The organism is Chitinophaga jiangningensis, assembly GCF_900142605.1.
Taxonomy (GTDB): Bacteria; Bacteroidota; Bacteroidia; order Chitinophagales; family Chitinophagaceae; genus Chitinophaga; species Chitinophaga jiangningensis.
Genome location: NZ_FRBL01000001.1, coordinates 491,159 through 516,325, shown reverse-complemented (window position 1 = coordinate 516,325; position 25,167 = coordinate 491,159). Strand labels below are relative to the sequence as shown.

The window sequence follows — 25,167 nt, the reverse complement described above, 5'->3', positions numbered from 1 at the left end:
CACCATGAATTATGCCCATTAAATTCTAACATACATGCAAGTAAGAAAATTCTTGTTGGTGGTCTGTTTTCTTCTTGGCTCCGCATTGCTGGTGAAGGCACAGAGAATTACCACCCAGCAATATATAGCCACCTACTACCAGCTGGCTATAGATGAGCAACGCCGCTCCGGCGTTCCTGCCGCCATTACACTGGCACAGGGTGTGGTGGAAACACAATCCGGCAATGGTACACTGTGCCAGCAGTCTAACAACCACTTCGGTATCAAATGTAAAAATACCTGGACGGGTAAAACCATCAAATACGATGATGACGAAGCACAGGAATGTTTTCGTGTATACGAAACCGCTGATGAATCGTATCGGGATCACTCCGACTTTCTCCGTAACAATCCCCGTTATGGTTTCCTCTTCCAGTTTGATGGAGAAGACTATAAATCCTGGGCCTATGGCCTTAAACAGGCGGGGTATGCTACCAATAAAACCTACCCGCAGCAACTGATTAAGGTGATTGAAGATAATAACCTGCAACGCTACTCCCTGGTGGCACTGGGTAAATTATCTCCGGAAGCAGTGGCGGCTGAAAATGCAGCCATCGCCGGTACAGTGGTAAATCCTAAACCCCGCCCGGTAAACAATAACAACTCAACTCCGGCTAACAATAACAGTACAGCTTCCCGTCCGGTTAAATCCAGCAAGCCGGTAGCAGGTAACTATCCGAAAGGAGTGTTTGAAATCAATGGTCGCAAAGTAATTTATGCCAAGGCCGGTACTTCCCTGATTGCCCTGGCAAGCCAGCGTGATATCCGCCTCAGCAAGCTGGTACGCTTCAACGATCTGCCAAGTGATGCCCCGCTGAAGAAAGATATGATCATCTTCCTCCAAAAGAAATCCAAACGAGGCAGTAAAGATTATCACGTGGTTGCAGGCAATGAAACCACACACGATGTAGCACAGGCGGAAGGTATCCAGATAAAATGGCTGCGCCGCAGGAATAAACTGCACGAAGGTGAAGAGGCTGCCGCCGGCCAGCAACTTGCCCTCAACGGCTACGCTTCCAAAACACCTGCACTGGCAAAAGCCACCAGGATCTTAAAGGAAGAAGAACAGGAACCGGAAGATTTTTCGCCCGGTAAAATGGTAAAAGATATAAAAGAGGAGATGGCAAAACCTACTTCCAGCGGTGGTGTAGCGTCTATTCCTCCATCTAAGCCAGGCGGTGTACCCGTTCCAGTGGTAGTAGAACCGGATAATACCGAAGCCAGCGTGCCAGTAAAAGCAACGATGCCGAAGCCAGCGCCGGCAGGGCCAGCACCGGCACCCGTAAGAAACACACCGGCACCGGTGAAATCCGGTGGGCAACAATACCACGATGTGCAGCCTAAAGAAACACTGTACGGTATTGCTAAAATGTACAACAGAACTGTAACGCAGTTACAGGAGTGGAATAATTTGCAGGGCTTCGATATCAAAATCGGCCAGCGCCTGCTTGTGGGAAAGTAAGCACATCTTTTCGTGCTTTTAATTGTTAAAATGGAAATGAGTATTTATGTCGGTAATCACAGTGCATGACAAACAGTTTCAACCTTATATCAATGCCGCAGATCTGCAGCAGCGTATCAAGGAAATGGCCACCCAGATCAATCATGATCTCAAAGGGGAGCGCCCGTTGTTTATTGCTATCCTGAATGGTTCTTTTATGTTCGCTGCTGATATGTTTAAGTATATCAACATCGATGCAGAGATATCCTTTATTAAACTGGCCTCCTACAAAGGCACCAAATCTACCGGAAACGTAGTGCAGGCTATCGGTTTGGATGAAGACCTCTATAACCGTACCGTAGTGATCCTGGAGGATATTGTGGATACCGGTAAAACTTTAAGCCAGTTTTTACCACAGCTGGAACATCAGCAACCCAAAAAGCTGCTGGTAGCTTCGCTGCTCACAAAACCGGAAGCTATGGTGCATCCGATCAAAATCGATTACCTCGGATTTTCCGTACCTAATAAGTTCCTGCTGGGTTATGGACTCGACTATGATGGCCTGGGTCGTAACCTGCCGGAAATCTACCAGCTCGTAGAGCCGTAATGGTTACCGCGTCCTTCTGCACGCTTTGAGCTGCGCAAATAGCTGCAAAATTGACTAAAAAGCCTGGTTTTTACACAAAAACCAGGCTTTTTTATGCCCTGATCAGGTTGCAGGCATGGATTTCTCGTCAGAAATTTTTAATTTAATCCATGCGAAAGTTGCTTTTGCTGCTGCTCTTCTGCTGTAACCTCGCCAGTGCGCAAACAAACTGGATCTCCGGGGCAATAGAAGACAGTACCGCCAATAAACCCCTAAGCGGAGTTTCCGTAAGCGTTATGAACGATACTGCCGTGGCGGTATCGAACAGCTACGGCCTTTTTCGCATTGCTGTGTCCAGGCCGGTAGTGCAGCTCAAACTGGAGCTGGACGGTTACCAGACGAAAATTATTTACGCCCGCCCTAATGAGTACCTGGTGATCAGGCTCCTGCCCCAGCGCCCTCCTGCCGACGCGATTGCGCTGGCCAAAGCCAGGGCTAACATCTCCCGAAATAGTAACCCGAATTATACGAATGCCGGCATAGGCATGTATACTTTTTTCAATGAAACCTATGGCGCTACCTATGAAAATAAGTTCCAGCGGACTGGCGTAGCGCCTATGTCCAATTTTGCCGTGGATGTGGACAGGGCTTCGTACAGCAATATCCGCCGCTTCCTCCGTCAAAAGGAAAAGGTGCCAAGGGATGCCGTCCGCATTGAGGAAATGGTCAACTATTTCCACTACAATTATCCGCTGCCAGGCAATGGTGAAACGTTGAAACTGTCAGGATGTTATACCAGTTGCCCCTGGGAACCCATGCATCACCTGCTGCAGATCGTAATACGCGCCAGGGCCGTACAGTTGGATAGTTTGCCTGCCAGTAATCTCGTTTTCCTGATCGACGCTTCCGGCTCCATGGGCGCTTCCAACAAACTGCCGCTCCTACAGGCTGCCTTCCGCGTGCTGGTGAACAACCTGCGGGCCAAAGACCGGGTAGCCATTGTGGCTTACGCCAGCGAACCCAGTGTGATACTGCCTTCTACAAGCGGCGACCAAAAAGAGAAAATTCTCAATGCTATCGATAACCTCAATGCCAATGGGGCCACTGCTGGTGAAGCTGCGATAAAAATGGCGTATAAAGTGGCTAATCAGCATTTTATACCAGGGGGTAATAACCGGGTGATACTGGCTACAGACGGCGATTTCAACGTAGGCCGCTCTAGCGATGAAGAGATGGAAGTGCTGATCACCAACGCCCGGGAAAGTGGGGTGCTGCTGACCTGCCTCGGTGTGGGCATGAAAAATTATAAAGATTCCAAACTAAAGGTGATGGCGGGAAAAGGCAATGGTAACTTCGCCTATGTGGACGACCTGGATGAGGCCAATAAAATATTTGCGCAGGAGTTTGGCAGCACGCTGTTTACCATTGCTAAAGATGTAAAAGCACAGGTAACTTTTAATCCGCGTACTGTAAAATCGTACAGGCTTATAGGTTATGAAAATAAAGTACTGGCGGATGCCAGTGCCGGAAAAGATTCTATCGGTGGCGGTATTATCGGCAGCGGGCACTGTGCGGTGGCTTTATATGAAATATTGCCAGCGGACAGCATGGTGACAGGCGACAGTGTGCTGGCTGGCATTAAGGTTACCTATCGTGCGCCGGACAGTGAGGTGCAGGAAGAAAAGGAATTGCATATCAGTACTGGTTGCGCAGCCTTTAGCGAGGCCACTGCCGACTATCGGTTTGCAGCGTCTGTAGCGTTGTTCGGAATGATATTAAGGAATTCTGCCTATCGCGGTTGTGGTGATTGGGAGATGGTAGAGGCTATGGCGAAAAAGGCGGTGGGAGCGGATAAGAGCGGCTATCGCCAGGAGTTTTTGAAATTGGTAAAACTTGCTAAAAAGGAGCGTTAAAGAAAGCCGTCCACCTTTGGTGGACGACTCCTTATTGTAGGGACCGAAGGTCCCGACAATAAAAGATATTATTTGATAATTCTATAGCACTGTCTGATCATCTTCTGTTGAAAATCAAACGGCAATGTTTGCGCTGTAATATCCTTGATGGTACTGGCTTCTATCTGATCACTTTCCATTACAAACCTGCGGTAATTGTTACTGAAATAGATCACACCTCCTTTTTTGGTGGCGAGTAATACTTTATTGAGTAACATCACGTGGTCGCGTTGAATATCCAGGAACTCCTTCATACGCTTGCTGTTGCTGAAGGTAGGCGGGTCCATGATCACGAGGTCGAAGGTGTTCAGCTTGAGCGAGTCCAGGTATTGGAGTACGTCCGCATGAACAAATTCGTGTTGAGCCGGATCAATGTCGTTAAGGCGGAAGTTATCCTCGGCCCATGCCAGGTAGGTTTTGGACAGGTCCACGGAGGTTACGTGCGAAGCGCCGCCTGCGGCTGCATACACGGAAAAGGAACCCGTATAGCAGAAGAGGTTGAGCACTTTTTTATCTTTGGCTTCCTCCCGCACCATGGCGCGGGTCATGCGGTGGTCGAGAAACAGGCCGGTGTCGAGGTAGTCGGAGAGGTTGACTTTAAATTTAAGTCCCGCCTCGTTGGCCACCATTTCATGGCTTTCGGTGCTGAGTTTTTCGTACTGACTTTGCCTGTTTTCTTTGCGCTGCCGTTGCTTTACCCATATTTTTCCGGGTGCTACATTCAACACTTTACTGATCAGTTCCAGGCAGTTGTCGAGCCATGCCTCATGCGCTTCTTCGTCCATGCCGTGTTTGCGGTGGTACTCAGCGATGTAGACGTAGTCTTCATACATTTCGATGCTGAATGGAAATTCAGGGATATCGTCGTCGTATATACGGTAGCAGGTGATATGCTGGCGGCGGGCCAGTTTGGAAATATGCCGGAAAACTTTCGTTAGCCGGTTTTCGAACATCTGCATTTTGTTGTCCATAGTGCTTGCTGGGTGGTTTTGTGGGGCCTTCGGCCCCGGGAGCGAGCTTTTTTCTGCAAAGCGGCAAAGATTTAAGCAGCAAAGGCTTGCCATATGTTGGTTATCGGATTTAACGGGCCTTCGGCCCGTGAGGATCACAATCTATCCTGTGCCAGAGGTACAGGATAGATTTGTCCGAAACAACAAAACATAAGTCTTAGCTGCTTACCTGCTTATGCTGCTTTGCGAGAAAAAAGATCGCATACATCTCTGCCGGAGGCAGAAAAAAACAAAAGAGAGAAATGGCCAAGGCTATTTCTCTCTTTTGCAAAAGTATTTAAATCTCCGCTCAGCTGAAAATATCTCTCACCTTTTCGAAGAAACCTTTTTCAGATTTTTCCGGGTTAGGTTTAAAGTTTTCGGAAGAGTTGAGTTTATCGATCATATCTTTTTCTTCACCGGTCAGGTTTTGCGGGGTCCATACGTTTACCTGGATCAGCTGATCACCGCGATCGTAGGAGTTTACGGATGGGAAGCCTTTACCTTTCAGGCGGAATATTTTACCGCTTTGTGTACCGGCAGGGATTTTTATTTTTGCTTTACCGTCGATGGTAGGTACTTCCACGGAGGTACCGAATACCGCATCCGGGAAGGAGATGTACAGGTCGTACGCTACGTTCAGGCCATCGCGTTGCAGCTCCGGATGTGGTTCTTCTTCGATGAGGATGAGGAGATCACCGGGAGCGCCGCCTCTTTCGCCGGCATTACCTTTGCCGCTCATGCTGAGCTGCATGCCTTCTGCCACACCTGCAGGGATGTCGATGCTGACGGTTTCCTCGCCATACATGCGGCCTTCGCCTTTACAGTGGTTACATTTGCTGGTAATGATTTGTCCTTCGCCATGGCAGTTAGGGCAGGTGGTAACGGTTTGCATCTGGCCGAGGAAGGTAGAAGTTACTTTTCTAACTTGTCCGGAGCCACCGCAGGTGTTACAGGTCTGGAAAGAGTTTTTGTCTTTCGCACCGAGGCCGCTGCAATGCTGGCAGGATACGTATTTTTTAACCTTGATTTTCTTGTTGGCGCCTTTGGCGATTTCTTCGTAGGTGAGTTTAATTTTCACGCGCAGGTTGGAACCACGGGTACCTCTGCCACGGCGGCCACCGCCACCGCCCTGCCTGCCGCCTCCAAAGAAGGAGCCGAAAATATCGTCACCGAAAATGTCACCGAAGTTGGAGAATATGTCGTCCATATTCATGTTGCCACCGCCTCCAAATCCACCGCGGCCACCATTCATGCCGGCATGACCAAAGCGGTCGTACTGGGCACGCTTATCAGGGTCGCTCAGCACTTCATATGCTTCAGCGGCTTCTTTGAATTTCTCTTCTGCCTCAGTATTGTTGGGATTACGGTCCGGGTGATATTGCATGGCTACCTTGCGGTACGCCTTTTTAATCTCATCCTGCGAGGCCGTTTTCGCAACAATAAGGACTTCGTAATAATCTCTTTTGGTAGACATTATATAAAAAACTTATAACTCCACTCGGGTGGAGCTTTTGGTCCTGTGAATAAATATTGTAATTCCGTCAGTTGTCAGCATAGCAACGGATGTGGCTTATGCCACATCGTCATTTATTTGCCTACTACTACTTTCGCGTGACGTATTAATTTGTCATTCATATAGTAGCCTTTCTGCAGCACGTCCAGCACTTTACCTTCCAGGTCCGGTGTAGGGGCAGGGATTTCGGTGATGGCATCGTGCAGGTCTGAATCAAATGGTTGGTGTAATGCTTCCATTTCCTTCAATCCTTTTGCGAACAGGGAGTTTTTCAGCTTATTGAAAACCAGCTGCGAACCGTCTTTTACGGCCTGGAGCTCAGTGGCGGTCTCCATTTGTTTGGAAGCGCGCTCGCTATCGTCCAAAATATCGAGCAAAGATATGATAACATCCTTGCCGGCAGTTTGCATTAATTCTAATTTTTCTTTTGCAGTACGCTTGCGGAAATTGTCAAATTCAGCCTGCAGACGGAGATATTTATCACGCAGCTCCTTGATTTCCTGGTCTTTTTTCTCCAGTTCACCAACTTCTTCCAACTCATTATTCATATGCGAAGTTCCACTCATATTCTCATCAGCGTTAATGTCTGGCATGCTGTTCTCATTTTCGGTATTGTTAATTTCCTCTTGATGCATGTCTTTTTCGTTTTCTGTCATAATTGTAATGATTGTCTGCAAAGATACGTTGTCAATTACTTTGCCAAGGGCTGATTTGGCGACAAATTGACATTGCCTCCTTAATCTATGTTAATGGCTGCTGCCGATTTCTTACCTTTGCACCTCGAATTGCGATAAATGACTAAAGTTTTTTTAAAGAAAAAGATACAAAACAGGGTTTTGCAGGGCCATCCCTGGGTTTTCGGTAACGAAGTAGGGGAGATTGACGGCCCGGTAAACGCCGGTGATATTGTGGACGTGTTCACGCACCAGGGCCATTTTGTGGGTCGTGGTTATATCAACCCTCAGTCCCAGATCCTGGTACGCCTGCTTACCCGCGATAAATCAGAGGAAATCAACGATGAATTCTTCTACCGCCGCCTCCTGAAATGCTGGGAGTACCGCAAAAAAATCGGCTATGTGGAAAACTGCCGCCTCGTATTTGGTGAAGCCGATGAAATGCCTGCCCTTATCATCGATAAATTCAACGATTACCTGGTGATTCAGACGCTGGCACTGGGGATGGACAAATGGAAAGGCGCCATCGTAGATGCGTTGAACCGTATCTTCTCCCCAAAAGGTATATATGAAAGAAATGATGTACCGGTAAGGGAACTGGAAGGCCTGGAACAGCAAAAGGGCTTCCTGAGCGCACCGTTTGATACCAACGTGATCATTAATGAAAACGGGCTTAAATTCCATGTGGATATCGTAAATGGTCAGAAAACCGGCTACTTCCTGGATCAGCAGGATAACCGCCGTGCCATCCAGCATATTGTAAAAGGTGCGGATGTACTGGAAGCATTCTGCTATACCGGTACCTTCTCCTGCCATGCAGGCTACTACGGAGCTAAAAGCGTTATGGGACTGGATATCTCCGAACATGCTGTGAATACCGCCCGCCGCAATGCGGAACTGAACAACCTGCAGGATATCTGTAAGTTTCAGGCAGTAAACGCCTTCGACCAGCTGAAACAATGGACCCGCGACGAAAAGAAATTTGACGTTGTAATCCTTGATCCGCCGGCATTCACCAAAAGCAGGGAAAATATCCAGAAAGCCATCACCGGCTACAAGGAAATTAACCTCCGTGGTATGAAGCTCCTGAAACCGGGTGGTTTCCTCGTAACAGCCTCCTGCACCAACCTGGTGCCGCCAAGCATGTTCCTGGAAATTATCGATATGGCCGCTAAAGATGCTAAAAAGAAACTTCGCCAGGTGACCTTCCAAACGCAGGCACAGGATCACCCGATTCTCTGGAATATTGAAAATACCACCTACCTGAAGTTTTTGATTGTAGAGGTACAATAACCTATTCGAAAGGCGCCTCCGGCGCCTTTTTTGTGCCCTGCGCTGCGCGTAGGTACGAAAGCCCCTATGCCACGGTATCAGGGGCTTTTGTGTGTATGCAATCTAATAGCACCAGTGGGGCTTACCTTTAAAATAGTTAGAAAACCGAACTATCTTATGGGCCCACACGTCGAACATGTATGTAAAGGGTAAAAGAAAAGCCGATCCATCAGGATCGGCTTTAAAATATCGTGAAGCTGTTATCTCTATTTAACTACATTAAACTTCCCGGATTCTACCAGGTTCCCACGCCTGTCGCGTAACTGATAAATATACAGGCCACTGTAATAATTATCCAGATTAACCGTTGTACGCTGTCCGATCGATTTCAGCTGGTCAATTTTCTTTCCCAGAAAATTATATACAATAAGATCGTATAAACGCTCGTTATTATGTAGTTGCTGAATTTCGAAGTTGATAGCGGAGGTAGCGGGGTTCGGATATAATCTGACAATTTTACTACCCCCGTCCGTTGCCGGCTGGGATTTGTCGGTCTGTGCACTGCTCACTAAGGAAAACAGGCAAAAAACCAAAGATAAAATGAGGGTAGAGGATTTTAACATAGTGCTATAAAGATAAAATTATTTTCAAATATATTAACTTTTTTTGATTGATAAATCACACGATCTCCTGTGCACACCTCTATGTAAATTTAACAAATACAAAGCCATTTTGTTAGCTTTTTTCTTGTTTTTATGTAAATTTTAACGGAAATTTTCGTCTGCTTATACAATCTTTTGAAACTCAATTCGTTCTCCGAATTAAAATCTAGGGCAATTCACACTTTCAAGCGTGCTGTTCCGGCTGTTCAGGAAGCCTTTAAACACCAGCGATATCTCAAAGCCCCCAAAACTCTGACTTGCAGTCCTCAACTGTGAAATATTTGCGTCGTAGCTCATCCCCAGTTCATACTTGTCCATATCCAGTTTTACAGTCGGTATCAACGCGTCATTCCAGCGAAGGAAGAGGCCGCCGTATATGCCCCTGGTAGATTCTAACCCCTGATCCATCAAAGCATAACGCAGCATTGCTCCACCGATATATTCGGAGTAACTACCCTGGTGCAACTGGTTATACTCCGCCACCAGCTTTACCCGCTCCTCCAACGGAATGGAAATGCCGGCATTAAACGTGATCTTAGGGTTGAGCATGATAGATTTATCATTGTAAAAAGAAACCTTCGGGCTGTTAAAATGAAAATACCCCACCCCGATGTAATAATTCACGTCTTCACGGATCACACTGTTGTAACTCAGCCCCACGCCGGCATCCAGGTAACTGTAGCCCCGCAGTGCCAGCTTGCCCTCCTCACCGGTAGCCATACTCGGATCAAAACGCCCGCCGGTATACTGGTTATCGAAAGTCATATTGGCTGGATCAAACTGGCGCTGTACAAAACCACCCATGAAACCAAGGGAAAGAAAACTGGCTTTGTCAGCATTGAGCGACTTATGATAATTTATCGCCGGCATAATCTGGGTAGATTGCAGCCTGCTGGTCCCCGCACGGTCATAAGTCATCTGCAATCCGGTAGTCAGATAGTCGTTGGCGTTACCCACCGGGAATTTGATTTCTCCACTTAAAGTCCCGGTCTGATAAGGAATAGTCACCTGGTTCCATTGGTTGCGGTATACCGCCTGAACCCTTACATCTCCATTGAAAATGCCTATCAGCGCCGGATTACGAAGGATAGGCGTTTCGTAGAATTGCGACAAATGGATGTCCTGCGCCAGAGCGCCCGACCCGCAAAGGGCCATACACGATAGCAGGAGAAGTCGGTACAGGTGTTTCATGTATCCAGGTTATGATGTTATCTCAGTAATGTTAAGTTGCCTTTCAGCTGCAATAACTCGTTGGTATCGCAATAAGCTTCGAGAAAATAAATGTATACATCGGCAGACTGTGGCTGGCCTTTGAAATAGCCATCCCAGCCCTTGCTGATATCGTCGGTATTGAATTTTTCGCGGTGGTATACCTCTTGTCCCCAGCGGTTAAATACGCGGAGCGACTTCACGAAGCTGATGCCCTTTCCACGGGGGTAAAACACGTCGTTTACCCCGTCGCCATTAGGACTAAAACTGTTAGGTATAAACAGGGCATCGCTGCCGCATACGAGGTTTACTTCCATCACATCCACCTTCGTACAGCCGAAACGGTTAGTGCCGGTAACACTGTAGGTCATCGGTTTACGCACATTGGCAATAGTAACGGGGCTGTTAGGAAAACTGAGGTAATCGGTGGGCGACCATTCCCACTTTACTACATCCAGCGAGCCGGTAGCCATGAGCGTGGTGGTAGTGCCTACGGAAATTGTCTGGTCTTTCCCGGCATTCACCTGCGGCGTGGGTTTCACGCTCACCTTTACTGTTACAGGTGCACTGTAAGGGCACATAGGATCGTTTGTGCCGGTTACCTGGTAGGTGACATCTGCCGCGGGCGTGGTGATCGGGTCCGCAATCTTGTTGTTGGTGAGTCCATCCAGTGGCGTCCAGTTATAGAGTGCGGCACCGGAGGCCTGCAATTTTGTACTGCTGCCATAACATACGATGATATCGCTGGAAGCTACGGTGATATTAGGTTTAGGTACTACCGTAATATTCAGTGAATCACGCATCGTACAGCCGTAGGCGTTAGTAGCTTCTGCTATATATTTTGTGGAACTCAGGGGAGATACCACCGGCGCCGTGCAAAAAGTACAGCTGATATTATCGGTGCTGAGCCACTGCACGTTCCCGTCTGTAATGGCATTCAGTGGAGTGCCGGTACCTTCACATATTTTAGGATTGGTAGCATTTACTTTCAAAAACGGCGATGGGTTAATCGTCACTGTTTTAGTGATACTATCCTTACAGTTGCGTGCATCCGTAATGACCAGCTTTACGCTGTAGTTGCCGCTGGCGCTGTATTTGGTGGCTGGCGGCGTTTGGGAAGCGGACGCCAGTCCGTTACCCAGGTCCCATTGCCAGTTGGTAAGGGGAATATTGGGAGATGTAACCGACGTGTTGCTGAAGGAAACCGGCTGCCCGGCACATGCTCCTCCGGAAAGATTGAAATTGGCTACCGGCGCCAGTATGCTGATGTTGGCGGTTTTACGTACTACCTCGTCGCAATAGGCTGGATTGCTGTAGTGGATGGTCAGCTGATCATCGTACACACCGGTTGCCGGCCAGTTTTTCGTGTAGCTTTGCGCGTTAGTGTTTTGTGTGGTGCCATCCCCGAAAGTCCAGGTGTAGCTGGCTACAAGTTCCAGCGGTACGTTGAGGACTTCGTAGGTAGCGTTACTACCGCGACAAATAGCGCTCACTCCTGTTGTGAAATCTGCATTGAAATAGTAAACAGTCTGGAAGCTGCTGTGGGTACAGGTTCCATTGTTGTCCTGCACTGTAAGGCGTACTGTATATTTACCGGGTGTGGTATAATTGTGTACGGCATCGCGGGTAGTTTCAATAGCACTATTATCTCCAAAATCCCACTGATAGGTGGCGTTAGCGGTAGTATTGGAACTTGTATTGGTAAAACTGAATTCGCTTTTGTTGTTGCAGTTTCTGGTATAGGTAAAGGCGGACACTGGTCCGTTGATCGTTACCGGCACAGGTGTGGCGGTGGTGTAACAGCCATTGCTACCCGCTTTCAGCTTCACGGTAAGGTTACCGTTAGCGTTAAAGCTATGCCTGATGTCGTTGGAGGTAGTCTCCTGTTGGGTGCCATCGCCAAAATCCCAGCTATACGTATCGGCATATTGTGCATTGGCGATGAGTCGCACCGGCTCGCCGGTGCAGGCGGCCGCAGGCGCTGCTGTAAAGCTGACGTTGGCCGGTGGATTACCGGCACGGACCTGCCTGTCATACGTTTTCTTAATAGTACAACCACTGGTGGTATTCACCGTAAGCGTAACGGTATACGTGCCCGTTTGTGCATACGTGTGCGTAATTGCTGCATTACCGTTTTGTGTAATCCCATCTCCAAACTCCCAGGTGTACCCGGTTACAGGATCGTTGGTGGTATTAGTGGAAGTGGCGGTGAAGGCTGCCTGGTAAGGCACGCAGCCGGCTACCGGTGCACTCATGGTCACTTCAGGCAAAGAAATATTGATATAGGCTGATTTCACTATCTGCTGCGTACAGCCGTTTGCGTTAGCCACCTTCAGCGTTACATCAAACTTACCGGCTTTGGTGTAAGCATGTGCCACGGTAGCGGTAGTAGTAGTAACGGGTGCACTGCCATCTCCGAAGGTCCAGGTTCTGACTGCACCATCCGGCGTGAGATCGGTGAAATTGGCGGTATACACTTTACAGCTTTGGGTAACATCTGCCTTAAAATCAGGCACCGGAGTACCTGCAACAGTAAACTCCTTATAGTAACTACTTTCGGTGTTATAATATTTAGCTGTGAGAGTAATGCGTTTCACGCCTCCCGACGTATAAATAACTTGTGGATTTACATCATGAGAAGTTCTGCCATCCCCAAAATCCCAGGTGTACATTACCGGCGAGCCGGTAGTGGTGTTCTGTAATGTAATGGTTACAGGTGAGCATAATGTTGACGGTGAAGCAGTGTAGTTGAAGTTGGCCTGCTGCGCACAGAGCTTTCCTCCAAATAACAACACTAACAGTAACAATAATGTCCTGAAAGGATATTTCATAGGTTCGGGCGGTTTTTCATAAATCAGACCACAAATTAATGAAAAAAATAATAAACGACCAGTTGTATCTATTTTAGATTGTTAGTCAATAAGTTATCTGAGTAAAGTGATGTTGCCTTTCAACAACTGGGTGCCGCCTTTATCACAAACTACCTCCGCAAAATAAACGTAGACATCCGGGTTGGCTGCCTGTCCCTTGAAGGTTCCATCCCACCCTTTGCTAATATCGTCCGTTGTAAAGCTGTAACGTTCATAGATCATCTGTCCCCAGCGGTTAAAGATCCTGAAGGATTTCACTTCCTGTGCTCCGCGGCCCCGGATATAGAAAATATCATTCACCCCATCCCGGTTAGGGCTAAAGGAATTAGGAATGAAGATGTTAGCGTTATCGCATACAATTTTTACATTCAGCTCATCCGTTCCCGTACAGCCGTAACGGTTAGTTACCTCAATGAAATAAGTGGCGTCGTTTTTTGGCGTAAGCGTAGTGCTGGCGCAGATGCTGCAGCTAAGGCCATCTTGCGGCGTCCATCGTACAGTTGCCACATCTTCACTCAACTGTAATCGAAGTGGAATGATACTACCATTGGAGGTTGTTATGTCCGGGCCTGCATTAACGGTGGGCGATGGATGCACTACAACGTGTGATACCGCCGTGGAGGTAAAGCAGTTGTATTTATCCTGCCCCGTTACGGTGTAGTCAGTTGAAACGGTTGGCCGGGCAATCGGATTGGCAATACCGGCATCACTCAGTGTGGCGGCAGGCGTCCACTGGTAACGGTCGGCCCCGGTGGCCATCAGCCTGGCGGCAGTGCCGTTACAGATAGCTGCGTCACTAGTGCGCACGGTCACAGGTTGCGTAACAGTCAAACTGATTTTTTTTGTATTCGTACATCCGTAAGGGTTAGTAGCCACAACGGTATAGGAAGTATCGATATCAGGTGTTACCAGCGGGGAATGACTGCCGGCATCACTGATATTATAATTGGTCCATGCCACGGTGGCATCGGCTTCTGTATTGGCTAACAGCTGCAGTGGCGTACCGCGGCACACATTCACCTTATCGGGTGTAGGCGCCAGTAGCGGCGATACGCGCACTGTGAATTGTGTATTAGCGATATTCGGACAACTGCCATCGGCATTGGTAACCGTGAGCTGTACTGGTTTTAAACCGGCGATACGGGCTTCGTAACTAATCGGAGTCTGTTGGGTGGTGGTAAGCTCAGTGCCTATGTTCCATTGCCATTTTGCATTCGGCTGACCCGTAGTTTCATGGCCGGTAATGGTGGTAGTAAAGCCCTGGCAGATATCCGCAATGGGATCGATAGCGGCCCTTGGCTGTGTGGGTACCATCAGCTCTTTGGTGGCTTCAGCAGTACAACCATAGGCGGTTACAATTTTTAGGTTGATGGTATGCTTGCCAGGATTTGGATAGTTAAACGAAGGGTGGCGGGTCGTGCTGGTATTACCCGGATCGTCGGGTACGCCAAAATCCCATGTGCTGTTAATGGGCATTCCCAGCTGTTCCTCGGTCAGCGTTTTGGAGAGATTAGTAAATCTCACCAAACCACCCCCACATGCGGCAGAATTATCAATGCTGAAATCCGCTACGGGTTTATCCACAATCACCTTATCGTTAATGATAGCCGGCACTTCACAACCCTGGGCATCAATCAGGATCACACGCGGCGTATAGATGCCACCGTTAGGATAAATGTGCGGTGGCGACTGCGGTGTAGTCGTGGTTTCTACCACGCCATCATCAAAGTCCCACGCATATTTAACGGTTTTGGTAGCGGTGGCGGTCATGCTCATATTCAATGGCGCGCAGCCGTGGTCCGGCCCTGCGGTGGCAGTACCGTTTGGTCCATCAATGGTGATGGACTTCTTAAGCTGGTTATTACAACCTTCCCGGGTGTAAACGGTCAGTACAATTTCATAGGTACCGGGGCGTGAATAGATATGCCCGTCGGGGTTATTGTTGCCGGTGTTGGTGCCATCGCCAAAGTCCCACCGGGAGCGGATAAAATCAGTTGAAGTATTGGTGAGCGTCACATTCGCCGGCGGGCAGGGCACCATCGTTTCCGGCAGTACGAAATTGGCCTTTGGATCAGGCACCCTGATCTTTTGGGATGTTTCATCTGTGCAGCCGGCGCTGGAAGTGATTTTAAGTTTGATATCATAGGTACCTGGTGCAGTAAAACTCTTATTCGGATATAGGTTTGTGCTGGTGGTACCATCTCCAAAATCCCATGCCACAGCAGCATAACCGGTAGATGTATTGTAATACATGCGGGATTCATTGAGGCAGGGCTCTGTGCTGGTAACGGTAAAGCTGGCTTTGTGATTATCCAGTTGTACCTGTTTCATCACACTGGCAGCGCAATTGAACTTATCCGTTACCGTTAGTGTAACCGGATAGCTGCCGTCCTTACTGTATTGATGGGCAACGTCAACTGGTTTGGTAGTGGAACTCACGTCGGCACTGTTGTCGCCAAAGTTCCATTGCCAGGCGGTGAGCGCATTACCAGTGTTCATGGTAGATTGGTCGGTAAACAGTATATCGCTGTTGCGGCATAGCTTTCCGCTGAAGGTAAAATTCGGAATAGGGCCGTTTACAGTTACATCGGCAATATTGGATTCAGTGGCGCAGTTGTTCAGGTCTGTCGTTTTTACCTGCACTTTGTACTCGCCCGGAACGTTGTACTGGTGCATGGCCGGCTGGTTCCACACGGTCAGGTAATCCTGTGTGCCATCGCCCCAAAAAATGAAGTAGCCCTGCTGTAGGGTGTCCGCCGGAATGGTGGCGGTGAGGGTAAGACTTTTACCCACACATACTGAAGCCAGGTCTGTAGAGATCGCAGGTACCTGGTCTACAATTACCACACTGTCCCCAAATTCATTATCACAGGCGCCATTATTCACTTTTAGGGAGACATAAAACCTGCCTTGCTTCGTGTAGGTATGTGCGGGCTCCGGATCCGTGCTGGTAGTGCCATCGCCAAAATCCCACCAATAATTTTTAGGTGCTCCCGGGTTGTTCCCCCAGTTGGTGAGGTCGCTGAATTTACGGTAGGCGGGTTGCGTACAATCCACGGTGGTAGCCCATTCTGCAATGGGTGGGTTCACGTTGATGTAATCAGTTTTAATGAGTGTATCTCTGCAGCCGTAGTTATTCACAATCAGCCGCACATCGTGTAAACCTACGCTACGGAAATAATGCAGCGGATTTTCGACGGAGCTGAACCGGTCGTCCTGTGGCGTGCGTGGGTCATCTATATCTTCCAGAAAAGTCCATAGCCATTCCTGGCCCGGAGGCAGCGATCTGTTAGTAAACTGTACCGGGTCCTTCGCACAAACGGTGAGCGGGGTGGCGGTGAAATCCACGATAGGTTTGCGCCCTGCCCGCAATACGATGTCGGTAGTACCCTGGCAGCCATTTACAGTGGTATATGTTAGTATTACATTGAAAATCCCTTCGGAGGTATAAACATGTGCAGGATTGGGGCCGGTGCCGGTGGTGCCATCTCCAAAGTCCCATTTATAGTCCACCACAGGTTCATAAGGTCTGGTGGTAACACGTGTGGATAACCGGGCATTAAAAGGAATGCAGCTATCGATTCTTGCTGCTATTACCTCTACCACGGGCAGGGAGTAATCAACCACCAATGGTATACTTACTGTGCAGCCATGGTCGGTAGTGGCGTTCATTACCACGTTATAGGCGCGGTTTTGTGTAAATGTATGAGTAGGATTTTGTTCGGTAGATGCTGGTGTTCCATCGTCAAATGTCCAGGACCAGGAAGCAGCATTGCTGTTGGTGGCGGTAAACTGTGTAGCTGCCGGCAACTGACAGGTATTGTTAGGGGTAACGGTTGGTTGGTCGGTAGGATTATCATACATCGTGATGGGCACTATCACTACATCCGAGCAGCCGTCTAAGGTTACGGACAATACTACCTGTTGGCCGCTTACCGCAATACCGTGGCTGGCATTCAGGGTGGTGGCAGTGCTGCCATCAGGAAACGTCCATATCGAGGAAGACGGGGTGGGGGTAGATGTATTGGTGAACTGCACGGTTTGCCCCATGCAGGAATTCGAATAAGTAAAAGCGGCTTTCAGGTTTCCGATGGTGATGTAGTCCGTCAGCGTTGTGCTGCTTTGGCAATCGCCATTGGTAGCAGTAAGCGTTACGGAGTATTTACCGGGTTGCGCGTACTGGTGGGCAGGACTGGTTCCTGTTGTGCCATCACCGTAGTCGTATGTAAAAGTAAATTCTTTATTAGGGTCAGGTGTTTTGTTGATAAAGGTGACATCAAAAGGGGCGGTGCAGCTGCTGGATTTTATGGCCTGGAAGTCGGGCTTATCCGGTGCTGTTCTTATTTTAACAGGCAGCGGTGTGCTGCTGCTGCGGCATCCCCAGTTGTTAATCGCGATAGTGCTTATATTGTAGGTGCCGGAGGCGTTAAACGGGTGACTCACTGTTTTACCCTGATCCCCTTTCAGGAGAGTACCGTCGCCCATATCCCATTCAATAGAAGTGATGGTACCGTCGGGTGTGGTGGAGTTATCGGTGAATGAAAGTGTGGTGAACTGGCAGGCATCAGTAACCGTACCGGTAAAGCTGGGTTTGGGGACATCGTGTACTACTACATCCAGTGTTTTAGTAACGGGCCCTGATGGATAGGTAGCCGTAAAGGTGACTTTGTATGTTTTAGGAACATCAAAGGTTTTCTTTGGAGCCAGGAGGTTATCGATGCCTGATCCCTGATCAAAGGTCCATTCGTAGCTGGTGTATCCCGGATCTAGTGTGGCGGAAAAGCTTACCAGCATAGGTACACAGCCGCTTGTTTTATCTGCACTGATCGATACATTTTGCGCCTGGCTATTGGCAAAGGATAATAACAGTAAGATACTCACTGCTAAGGATATACGACAATAAAAGTTTTTCATGGCATAGGTGCCCTTTACAGGCAGGTCATAGGTATGTTATGTGAGCTAAAAATAATACATTAATCGGTATGCCTGTATTATATCTTCATTTCGATTGCGGGAATACCTGTAAATTGAGGACAGTATTTAATGCAGCAACTTTTTATGGATAGTCAGTACTGGAACGACCGTTACCTGAACAATGAAACAGGTTGGGATATGGGGCAGGTATCGCCCCCGTTGAAAGCCTATATAGATCAGGTGGAAAATAAGCAGTTACGTATACTCATACCAGGTGGGGGTAATAGCTATGAGGCGGATTATTTGCATCAGCAGGGATTTAGTGATGTGACGGTGCTGGATATTGCGCCGGTGGTGGCGGAGCGGCTTCGGCAGCGTTTTGAAGGTACCGGGATTAAGGTGGTGGAAGGCGACTTTTTCGTACATGCGGCACAGTATGACCTGGTGCTGGAGCAAACATTTTTTTGTGCGCTGGAACCGGGACTGCGCAGGCAGTATGTGGAACATATGCATCGTTTAATAGTGCCGGGAGGCCATCTGGCAGGCGTGTTGTTTAACTGGCAGTTTCCACAGGAGGGGCCACCATTTGGGGGAGATATTCATGAATACCGGGAAATATTTTCTCCCTATTTTGAGTTATATACGATGGAAGCATGTTATAATTCCCACCCTGCCCGTCAGGGCAAGGAAGTATTTATTAATTTTATACCGAAATAAGATATTGTTTATGAGAAAATTGTTGACCATATCCGCTTTGTTGCTGGCAGGTTTGGGCGTATCTGCCCAGGACAAACAGCGGGAGGATGCAGCAACCTTTGCCAAAGATATTGCCCAGCCGGGCGTGCAGGTTTTTGATGTACGTACAGCTGCGGAGTTCAGAACAGGTTATTTGCCTAATGCACTACAGGCGGATTACACCCGGAAAGAGGAGTTTCAGGAGCGGGTGAAATACCTGCATAAGGATCAGCCGGTATACATTTACTGTTTGAGTGGAGGGCGGAGTACTGCGGCTGCCAAATGGATGCGCGAAAACGGTTTCACCAGCGTAGTAGAGCTGGACGGAGGCATCAATGCCTGGAAGCAGGCGGGTATGTCGCTGGCTGGCGCTAAGGGACAACAGCCTCAGATGGCGATCAGCAGTTATTTGCAGCAGGTGCAAACAAAGGGCTGGGTACTTACGGATGTAGGTGCTGCCTGGTGTCCGCCGTGCAAGCAGATGGAGCCGGTGTTGCAGGCGTTGTTGAACGAGCGTAAGGATGTGAAGCTGGTAAAAGTGGATGGGGGGAATGATACAGAGGTGATGCAGTCTATCAATGCTTCGAAGCTGCCTACTTTTATTATTTATAAAGATGGCGAGGAGCAGGGAAGGTTTACGGGAGTAACCAGCAAGGAGCAGTTGATGAATATGTTGAAGTAGATGTACCTTAATAAAAAAGGAACGGATGAAGCCGAAGGCTTCATCCGTTCCTTTTTTATTTATCTGTCGCCGAAGGCGACAGATAAATAAAAATTATAAAAACTTACCTGCGGCATAATCGAGAAAATAGCTGAACTGCAGTGGGTTTCCTGTAATTTTCTTACATAGTTCATTGGAAGTATAGAATCTGCCGAAGGGATGTATATTATTCCGCAGCCAGTCCAGCAGCGGTTGATAGTTGCCGATGGCAATGCTGGCGTCGAGGTCAGGTACCTGTTTTTGTGCAGTGGTAAAGAACTGTGCAGCGTAGAAGCTTCCCAGGGAATAGGTAGGGAAGTAGCCGAAGCTGCCATGCGACCAGTGGATATCCTGGAGTACGCCCTGGGTATCGTTTGGCACTTCTACGTGTAGGTATTGACGGTAGTAGTCGTTCCAGGTTTTGTTCAGGTCTTTGGTGCTGATGGAGCCGTCGATCAGGCCTTTTTCAATTTCGTACCGGATCATGATATGAAAGTGATAGGTGATTTCATCCGCTTCCGTGCGTATCAGTGATGGCTGTACGTGATTGATGGCTTTGTAGAACTGCTGCAGGGATACGTTGCCGAGTTGTTCCGGGAACAGTGCCTGGATTCGTGGATATTGAAATTTCCAGTAGTTGAGGCTGCGGCCCACGTTGTTTTCCCAGAGGCGGGATTGCGATTCGTGGATACCGAGGCTGGCGGCTTCTCCGCAGGGGAGGCCGTATTGTTCGGTGGGCAGGCCTTGCTCGTAGAGTGCGTGGCCGCCTTCGTGGATGCAGCTCCAGGTCATGTTGCTGAAATCATTTTCATCGATGCGGGTGGTTACGCGTACATCCAGCGGGTTGAAGCTGGTGGTGAACGGGTGTTCGGAGATATCCTGGCGGCCGGCGTTCATATCGTACCCCATTTCTTTGAGGAGGTCGATACCGAGTTTCCATTGTTTATCGCGGTCGAAGTGCAGGTGCAGAAAATCCCGTTGGGCGGGTGTTTGTTTGGCGATATCCTCCAGCAGTGGGGATAAGGCGGTTTTAACTTCTGCAAAAATGGTATCGAGCATTTCTACATTGGCTCCTTTTTCATATTCGTTGAGGAGGGCGTTGTAGGGATGGTCGTTATAGCCGAGTACGGCGGTTTCCTGTTTTTTCAGTTCCACCATGCGGGCGAGTGCAGGCTCAAAGAGGTTGTAATCGTTGGCTTTACGGGCTTTGATCCAGGCGTGGTAGGCCTGGTTGGTGGCTTCAGATAATTCGGCCACGAGCGTTGCCGGGTATTTTTTATTTTTATCGTAGTCTTCCAGGGAGAGATGAATATTTTTCTGCTGAACAGCATCCAGTTCCGGGTTGTTGTGCAAGTCGTGCAGCAGGCTGCCCAGCTCCGGGGAGGTGAACAGTTCATGTGCGATGGTACTGAGGGTGGTGATTTGCTGGCCTCTGAAGCCGGCGCCTTTTTCCGGCAGGTAGGTTTCCTGGTCCCATCCCAATACGGCGATGGCATTTTTTACGTCTGCAATTTTTTGCATCTTTAGTTTGTACGCCGCATATTGTTCTGCTGTAGATTTGCTTCCTGGCATAACTTATATTTTTTTACAAATGTAGGGGATGGCCCGAATGAACCATTAATTTTTACCCATTATGAAGATAAAAGAGATTATTCAGGCGATTGAAAGTTTTGCGCCGTTGCAGTACCAGGAGAGTTACGATAATGCGGGGCTGCTTTTCGGCGATGCATCCAGGGAGGTGACGAATGTATTGCTGACATTGGATGCTACGGAGGAGGTGATAGACGAGGCGATTGCGCGTGGCTGCAACCTGGTGGTGGCGCATCATCCGATTGTGTTTGGGGGGCTGAAGAAGATTACGGGCAGCAATTATGTGGAGCGGGTGGCGATCAAGGCGATCCGGCATGAGGTAGCGGTATATGCCGCGCATACCAATCTGGACAATGTGCGTAACGGTGTTTGTGCGGAGATGGCGGCGCGGCTGGGGTTGGATCATTGCAGGGTGTTACAGCCTAAAAAGGGTTTATTAAAGAAGTTATACACATTTGTACCGGAGGCTGATGCCGAAAAGGTGCGGGTAGCGCTGTTTGAGGCGGGTGCCGGGCATATCGGGCAGTATAGTGAATGTAGCTACAATGGCGCTGGTGAGGGCACGTTTAAGGCTGGTGCCGGCACGGATCCATATGTGGGTAAGGTGGGGGAGCGACATTTTGAAAAGGAAACGAAGTTGGAAGTGATTTTTCCGTTATATTTGGAAGGTCGTGTGATTTCCGCACTGTTGTCGAGTCACCCTTACGAGGAAGTGGCATATGACATTGTAAATCTGGACAATACATATAATGAAGTGGGTTCTGGCCTGGTGGGCGAGTTACCGGCGGATATGGATGAGTTGGAGTTTTTGCGGCTGGTAAAGGAGCGGTTTGGCGCTGGATGTGTGAAGTATACGAATCTGAGGGGGAAGAAAGTGCGTAAGGTGGCTTTGTGCGGGGGTGCTGGTAGTTTTCTGCTGAAGCGGGCGATTGGAGCTGGGGCGGACGTGTACATTTCCTCGGATTTCAAGTATCACGAATTTTTTGATGCTGATAATCAAATAGTTATAGCAGATATTGGACATTTTGAGAGCGAGCAGTTTACAGTGGAATTATTTTATCATATATTGACTGAAAAATTCCGTAATTTTGCGCCTCTTAAATCTACGATTAAAACAAACCCGGTAAATTATTTATAATACATGGCTACCGTAAAAGAATACTCCGTTGAAGAAAAATTAGCGTCTGTGCTCAGATTGCAGAAGATTGATTCCAAGCTGGATGAGATCCAGGTGCTGAAAGGGGAGTTGCCGATTGAGGTAAAAGACCTGGAGGATGAGATCGAGGGATTGAACACCCGTCAGTCACACATTGAGAATGAGATCAAGGGTATCCAGGATTTTGTTTCCAACAAGAAAGCGGCTATTAAAGATGCGGAAGCGCTGATCAAGAAATATGAGAAGCAGCAGGACAATGTGAAGAATAACCGCGAGTTTGAGGCAATTACCAAAGAGATCGAAATGCAGAACCTCGAGATCAAGTTGGCGGAAAAGCATATTAAAGATGCCAACGAAGAGATCAAGGATAAGAGCCGTGTGCTGGAAGGTGCTAAAAAAGCGGTTGGCGATAAAGAAGCTAACCTGAAGCACAAGAAAGGTGAGCTGGAAAAGATTATTGCCGAAACTGAGAAAGAAGAGACAGCATACGAAAAGCAGAGTGAAGAAGCACGTGGAAAAGTAGATCCGCGCTTGCTCGCTGCTTACGAGAAAATCCGCAAAAATTACCGTAACGGTCTGGCCGTGGTAACAATTGTTCGTGATTCCTGCGGTGGTTGCTTTAATGCGATCCCTCCTCAGCGTCAGGCGGAAATCCGTCAGCACAAGAAAATCATTGTGTGCGAGCATTGCGGACGTATCCTGGTTGACAACGACCTGGAAGCTTCTGTAACTATCTAAGTACTCACTTAAGCGCTTTATAAAAGACCTCCGCAAATTGCGGGGGTTTTTTTATGTGGTTCAGGCGGTACCGGGCTGGTGTCGGTTTGGTTCTGCACTTTTGCCGGTGCTGTCCCGGAACGGGAACTGGTATTATCATTTGCGATTACGGGATGCCTTCTTTGGTATTGCCGGGTGTATCCGGAACAGTTACTGGTATTATCATTTGCGATTATCGGATGCATTCTGTGGGAATTGCCGGGCATATATCCGGAACAGTCACTGGTTTTATCACCGCCGTTGCCGGCAGCCTTTCGGAAACTCTACGTTGCCGTAATACCAAGTTGATCCCCGGGCCGGCGGCCCGGGGATCAACGCTTTTCTTTTCCCGCCGAAGGCGGGAAAAGAAAAGCGTTATGAATGAAAAAAAATAAACTAATATAATTAGTGTCATATTACTAAAAATATTAGTTTTGCTATAATTTATTGCTCCACGCACATACCATGCGTACAAGTTCTTTTTATTTGTGGCAGGAAATTCGCTGGAATAAGGCAACTTTGAGAATTGTGAATTGTTTGATCAAATGAAGACCTTTAATTTCAGGAATTTTGTCGGTATGCGAATCGTAGTTACATTAATCTTGGTACTGAGTGTAGCGTTGAACGTTAGTGCGGGTCAGAAGGTATATGACTTTAACACACGGTGTGAGCAGGCATATGATGCCATCATGCAGTTACGTATCAACGCCGGAAGGGCATTGCTGGAAGCAGAAAAAAAGGAACATCCGGATAACCTGATGCCTTATTTCCTGGATGATTATGCAGATTTTTTTCCGCTGTTCTTCAATGAAGATCCTTCGGAGTACTCACGGAAAAGAAATATGCGTGGCTTTCGTCTTGATAAAATGGCGGAAGGATCACCGGACTCTCCCTACTACCTCTATACCCAGGCGGCTATCAAGTTCCACTGGGCAATGGTAAAAGTGAAGTTCAACGAAAAATGGGATGCTGCATGGGAGGTTCGCAAGGCCTACATGACGCTGAAAGAAAACCAACGACGCTTCCCTGACTTTGTACCTAACAAAATGCTGCTGGGCGCCATGCAAACCGTTTTCGGGACTATCCCCGAAGGGTATAAATGGATTACCAACATCCTCGGTATGAAAGGCAGTATTAAGGAAGGGATGAATAACGTGAATGAGTTCATTGAAAGCAGCGCGCCGGAAGCGAGGTATTTCAGAGAGGAATCCTATTACTACTATTGCTACCTGACACTGTTTGTGGTGAATAAGCCGGAAGATACCTGGCAGTTTCTGCAACGCAAGCAGCTGGACACAAAAAATAATTATCTCTTTGCCCTGATGGTGGCCAATCTTTCTATGAATAACCAGAAAGCCGCCAACGGTATCAGGGTGTTACAGGAAAGAAATGATTCAGGAGATTATGCAGATATCCAGTATTACAATTACGTATACGGACTGCTGAAGCTCACCCGGCTCGATGATGATGCACACATTTACCTGGAAAGGTTTATCAATAACTTCAAAGGGAAGTTTTACCTGAAAGAATGTTTGCAACGACTCAGCTGGTATTATTACCTGGAAGGTAATCAGGGGGCTGCCAATAAATATAGAGAGATGATCCTCTCCAAAGGCGGTACGGAAACGGATGCGGACAAACAGGCATTGAAAGAGGCACAAAGCGGCAGATGGCCCAACGCCTTTTTGCTGAAAGTACGCCTGCTGAGTGATGGCGGATATTTCAGCGAAGCGCTGAAATTATTGCTTACCAAAAAGGCCGCCGACTTCGATGCGATGGACGAAAAACTGGAATATGCTTACCGCCTTGGTCGTATCTATGACGAAACCGGCCAGGATGATAAGGCCATCCAGATGTATGATGTAACCGTGAAAGTTGGCGCCAACAGGCCTGAATATTATGCCGCCCGCGCCAGTCTGCAAATGGGGATGATCTACGAAAAACGAAACGAAAAAGCCAGAGCTGTCCAATGCTATCAACGATGCATGGATATGAAAGGGCACGATTATAAAAATTCCCTCGACGCCCGTGCTAAAGCTGGTATCCAGCGTATAAGCGGAAGCTGAGGAAATAAAGCACTTGCATAGATTTTTTATTATCCTGACT

At 48.2% G+C, this 25,167-nt stretch carries 17 protein-coding genes; 9 read left to right on the top strand and 8 right to left on the bottom strand.

Annotation, left to right across the window (positions count from 1 at the left end):
- Positions 1 to 34 precede the first annotated feature (34 nt).
- The 3 genes from BUB18_RS02075 (at position 35) to BUB18_RS02065 (ending at position 3,979) form a co-directional block, all read left to right on the top strand.
- Positions 35 to 1,501: a glucosaminidase domain-containing protein gene (locus BUB18_RS02075; protein WP_073077512.1), complete on the top strand. Its 1,467-nt coding sequence runs from the start codon at positions 35 to 37 to the stop codon at positions 1,499 to 1,501.
- A 46-nt stretch (positions 1,502 to 1,547) separates the two neighbouring features.
- A complete protein-coding gene (gene hpt / locus BUB18_RS02070) occupies positions 1,548 to 2,087 on the top strand; it encodes a hypoxanthine phosphoribosyltransferase (protein ID WP_073077510.1) in 540 nt (179 codons plus the stop codon).
- A 149-nt stretch (positions 2,088 to 2,236) separates the two neighbouring features.
- A complete protein-coding gene (locus BUB18_RS02065; RefSeq protein WP_083549244.1) occupies positions 2,237 to 3,979 on the top strand; it encodes a YfbK domain-containing protein in 1,743 nt (580 codons plus the stop codon).
- A 68-nt stretch (positions 3,980 to 4,047) separates the two neighbouring features.
- On the opposite strand, the gene BUB18_RS02060 is transcribed toward BUB18_RS02065, so the two are convergent.
- The 3 genes from BUB18_RS02060 to BUB18_RS02050 form a co-directional block, all read right to left on the bottom strand.
- A complete protein-coding gene (locus BUB18_RS02060) occupies positions 4,048 to 4,989 on the bottom strand; it encodes a class I SAM-dependent methyltransferase (RefSeq protein WP_245805601.1) in 942 nt (313 codons plus the stop codon).
- A gap of 328 nt (positions 4,990 to 5,317) precedes the next feature.
- The gene (dnaJ, locus tag BUB18_RS02055) at positions 5,318 to 6,484 is read right to left on the bottom strand and encodes a molecular chaperone DnaJ (RefSeq protein WP_073077509.1); all 1,167 of its coding nucleotides are present in this window, start codon (positions 6,482 to 6,484) and stop codon (positions 5,318 to 5,320) included.
- Positions 6,485 to 6,597: 113 nt separating this feature from the next.
- Positions 6,598 to 7,158 (bottom strand): nucleotide exchange factor GrpE, encoded by a 561-nt coding sequence (locus tag BUB18_RS02050; protein ID WP_073078385.1) that lies wholly within the window; start codon positions 7,156 to 7,158, stop codon positions 6,598 to 6,600.
- 159 nt (positions 7,159 to 7,317) lie between these two features.
- Here BUB18_RS02050 and BUB18_RS02045 point away from each other — a divergent pair, with 159 nt between their 5' ends.
- The gene (locus BUB18_RS02045) at positions 7,318 to 8,490 is read left to right on the top strand and encodes a class I SAM-dependent rRNA methyltransferase (protein ID WP_073077507.1); all 1,173 of its coding nucleotides are present in this window, start codon (positions 7,318 to 7,320) and stop codon (positions 8,488 to 8,490) included.
- 245 nt (positions 8,491 to 8,735) lie between these two features.
- Here BUB18_RS02045 and BUB18_RS02040 read toward each other — a convergent pair whose 3' ends face one another.
- From BUB18_RS02040 to BUB18_RS02025, 4 genes are all read right to left on the bottom strand, one after another.
- Positions 8,736 to 9,092 (bottom strand): T9SS type A sorting domain-containing protein, encoded by a 357-nt coding sequence (locus BUB18_RS02040; protein ID WP_073077505.1) that lies wholly within the window; start codon positions 9,090 to 9,092, stop codon positions 8,736 to 8,738.
- Positions 9,093 to 9,290: 198 nt separating this feature from the next.
- On the bottom strand, positions 9,291 to 10,322 hold the full coding sequence (locus tag BUB18_RS02035) for a PorP/SprF family type IX secretion system membrane protein (RefSeq protein ID WP_073077504.1): 1,032 nt from the start codon (positions 10,320 to 10,322) through the stop codon (positions 9,291 to 9,293).
- 17 nt (positions 10,323 to 10,339) lie between these two features.
- A complete protein-coding gene (locus BUB18_RS02030; RefSeq protein ID WP_073077502.1) occupies positions 10,340 to 13,171 on the bottom strand; it encodes a T9SS type B sorting domain-containing protein in 2,832 nt (943 codons plus the stop codon).
- Between the two features lie 93 nt (positions 13,172 to 13,264).
- Entirely contained in the window at positions 13,265 to 18,091 is a 4,827-nt protein-coding gene (locus BUB18_RS02025) for a PKD domain-containing protein (protein WP_073077500.1), read from the bottom strand.
- Between the two features lie 162 nt (positions 18,092 to 18,253).
- Here BUB18_RS02025 and BUB18_RS02020 point away from each other — a divergent pair, with 162 nt between their 5' ends.
- Positions 18,254 to 18,841: a methyltransferase domain-containing protein gene (locus BUB18_RS02020; RefSeq protein ID WP_073077498.1), complete on the top strand. Its 588-nt coding sequence runs from the start codon at positions 18,254 to 18,256 to the stop codon at positions 18,839 to 18,841.
- A gap of 10 nt (positions 18,842 to 18,851) precedes the next feature.
- The gene (locus BUB18_RS02015) at positions 18,852 to 19,541 is read left to right on the top strand and encodes a thioredoxin domain-containing protein (protein WP_073077497.1); all 690 of its coding nucleotides are present in this window, start codon (positions 18,852 to 18,854) and stop codon (positions 19,539 to 19,541) included.
- 93 nt (positions 19,542 to 19,634) lie between these two features.
- Here BUB18_RS02015 and BUB18_RS02010 read toward each other — a convergent pair whose 3' ends face one another.
- Entirely contained in the window at positions 19,635 to 21,131 is a 1,497-nt protein-coding gene (locus BUB18_RS02010) for a carboxypeptidase M32 (protein WP_073077496.1), read from the bottom strand.
- A gap of 61 nt (positions 21,132 to 21,192) precedes the next feature.
- Between BUB18_RS02010 and BUB18_RS02005 the strand changes: the two genes are divergently transcribed.
- The 3 genes from BUB18_RS02005 (at position 21,193) to BUB18_RS01990 (ending at position 25,127) form a co-directional block, all read left to right on the top strand.
- A complete protein-coding gene (locus BUB18_RS02005) occupies positions 21,193 to 22,287 on the top strand; it encodes a Nif3-like dinuclear metal center hexameric protein (RefSeq protein WP_073077495.1) in 1,095 nt (364 codons plus the stop codon).
- A gap of 3 nt (positions 22,288 to 22,290) precedes the next feature.
- Positions 22,291 to 23,043, top strand: a complete 753-nt coding sequence (locus BUB18_RS02000) for a zinc ribbon domain-containing protein (RefSeq protein WP_073077494.1) — start codon at positions 22,291 to 22,293, stop codon at positions 23,041 to 23,043.
- A 596-nt stretch (positions 23,044 to 23,639) separates the two neighbouring features.
- A complete protein-coding gene (locus BUB18_RS01990; RefSeq protein WP_073077492.1) occupies positions 23,640 to 25,127 on the top strand; it encodes a tetratricopeptide repeat protein in 1,488 nt (495 codons plus the stop codon).
- The last annotated feature ends 40 nt before the right edge of the window (positions 25,128 to 25,167 follow it).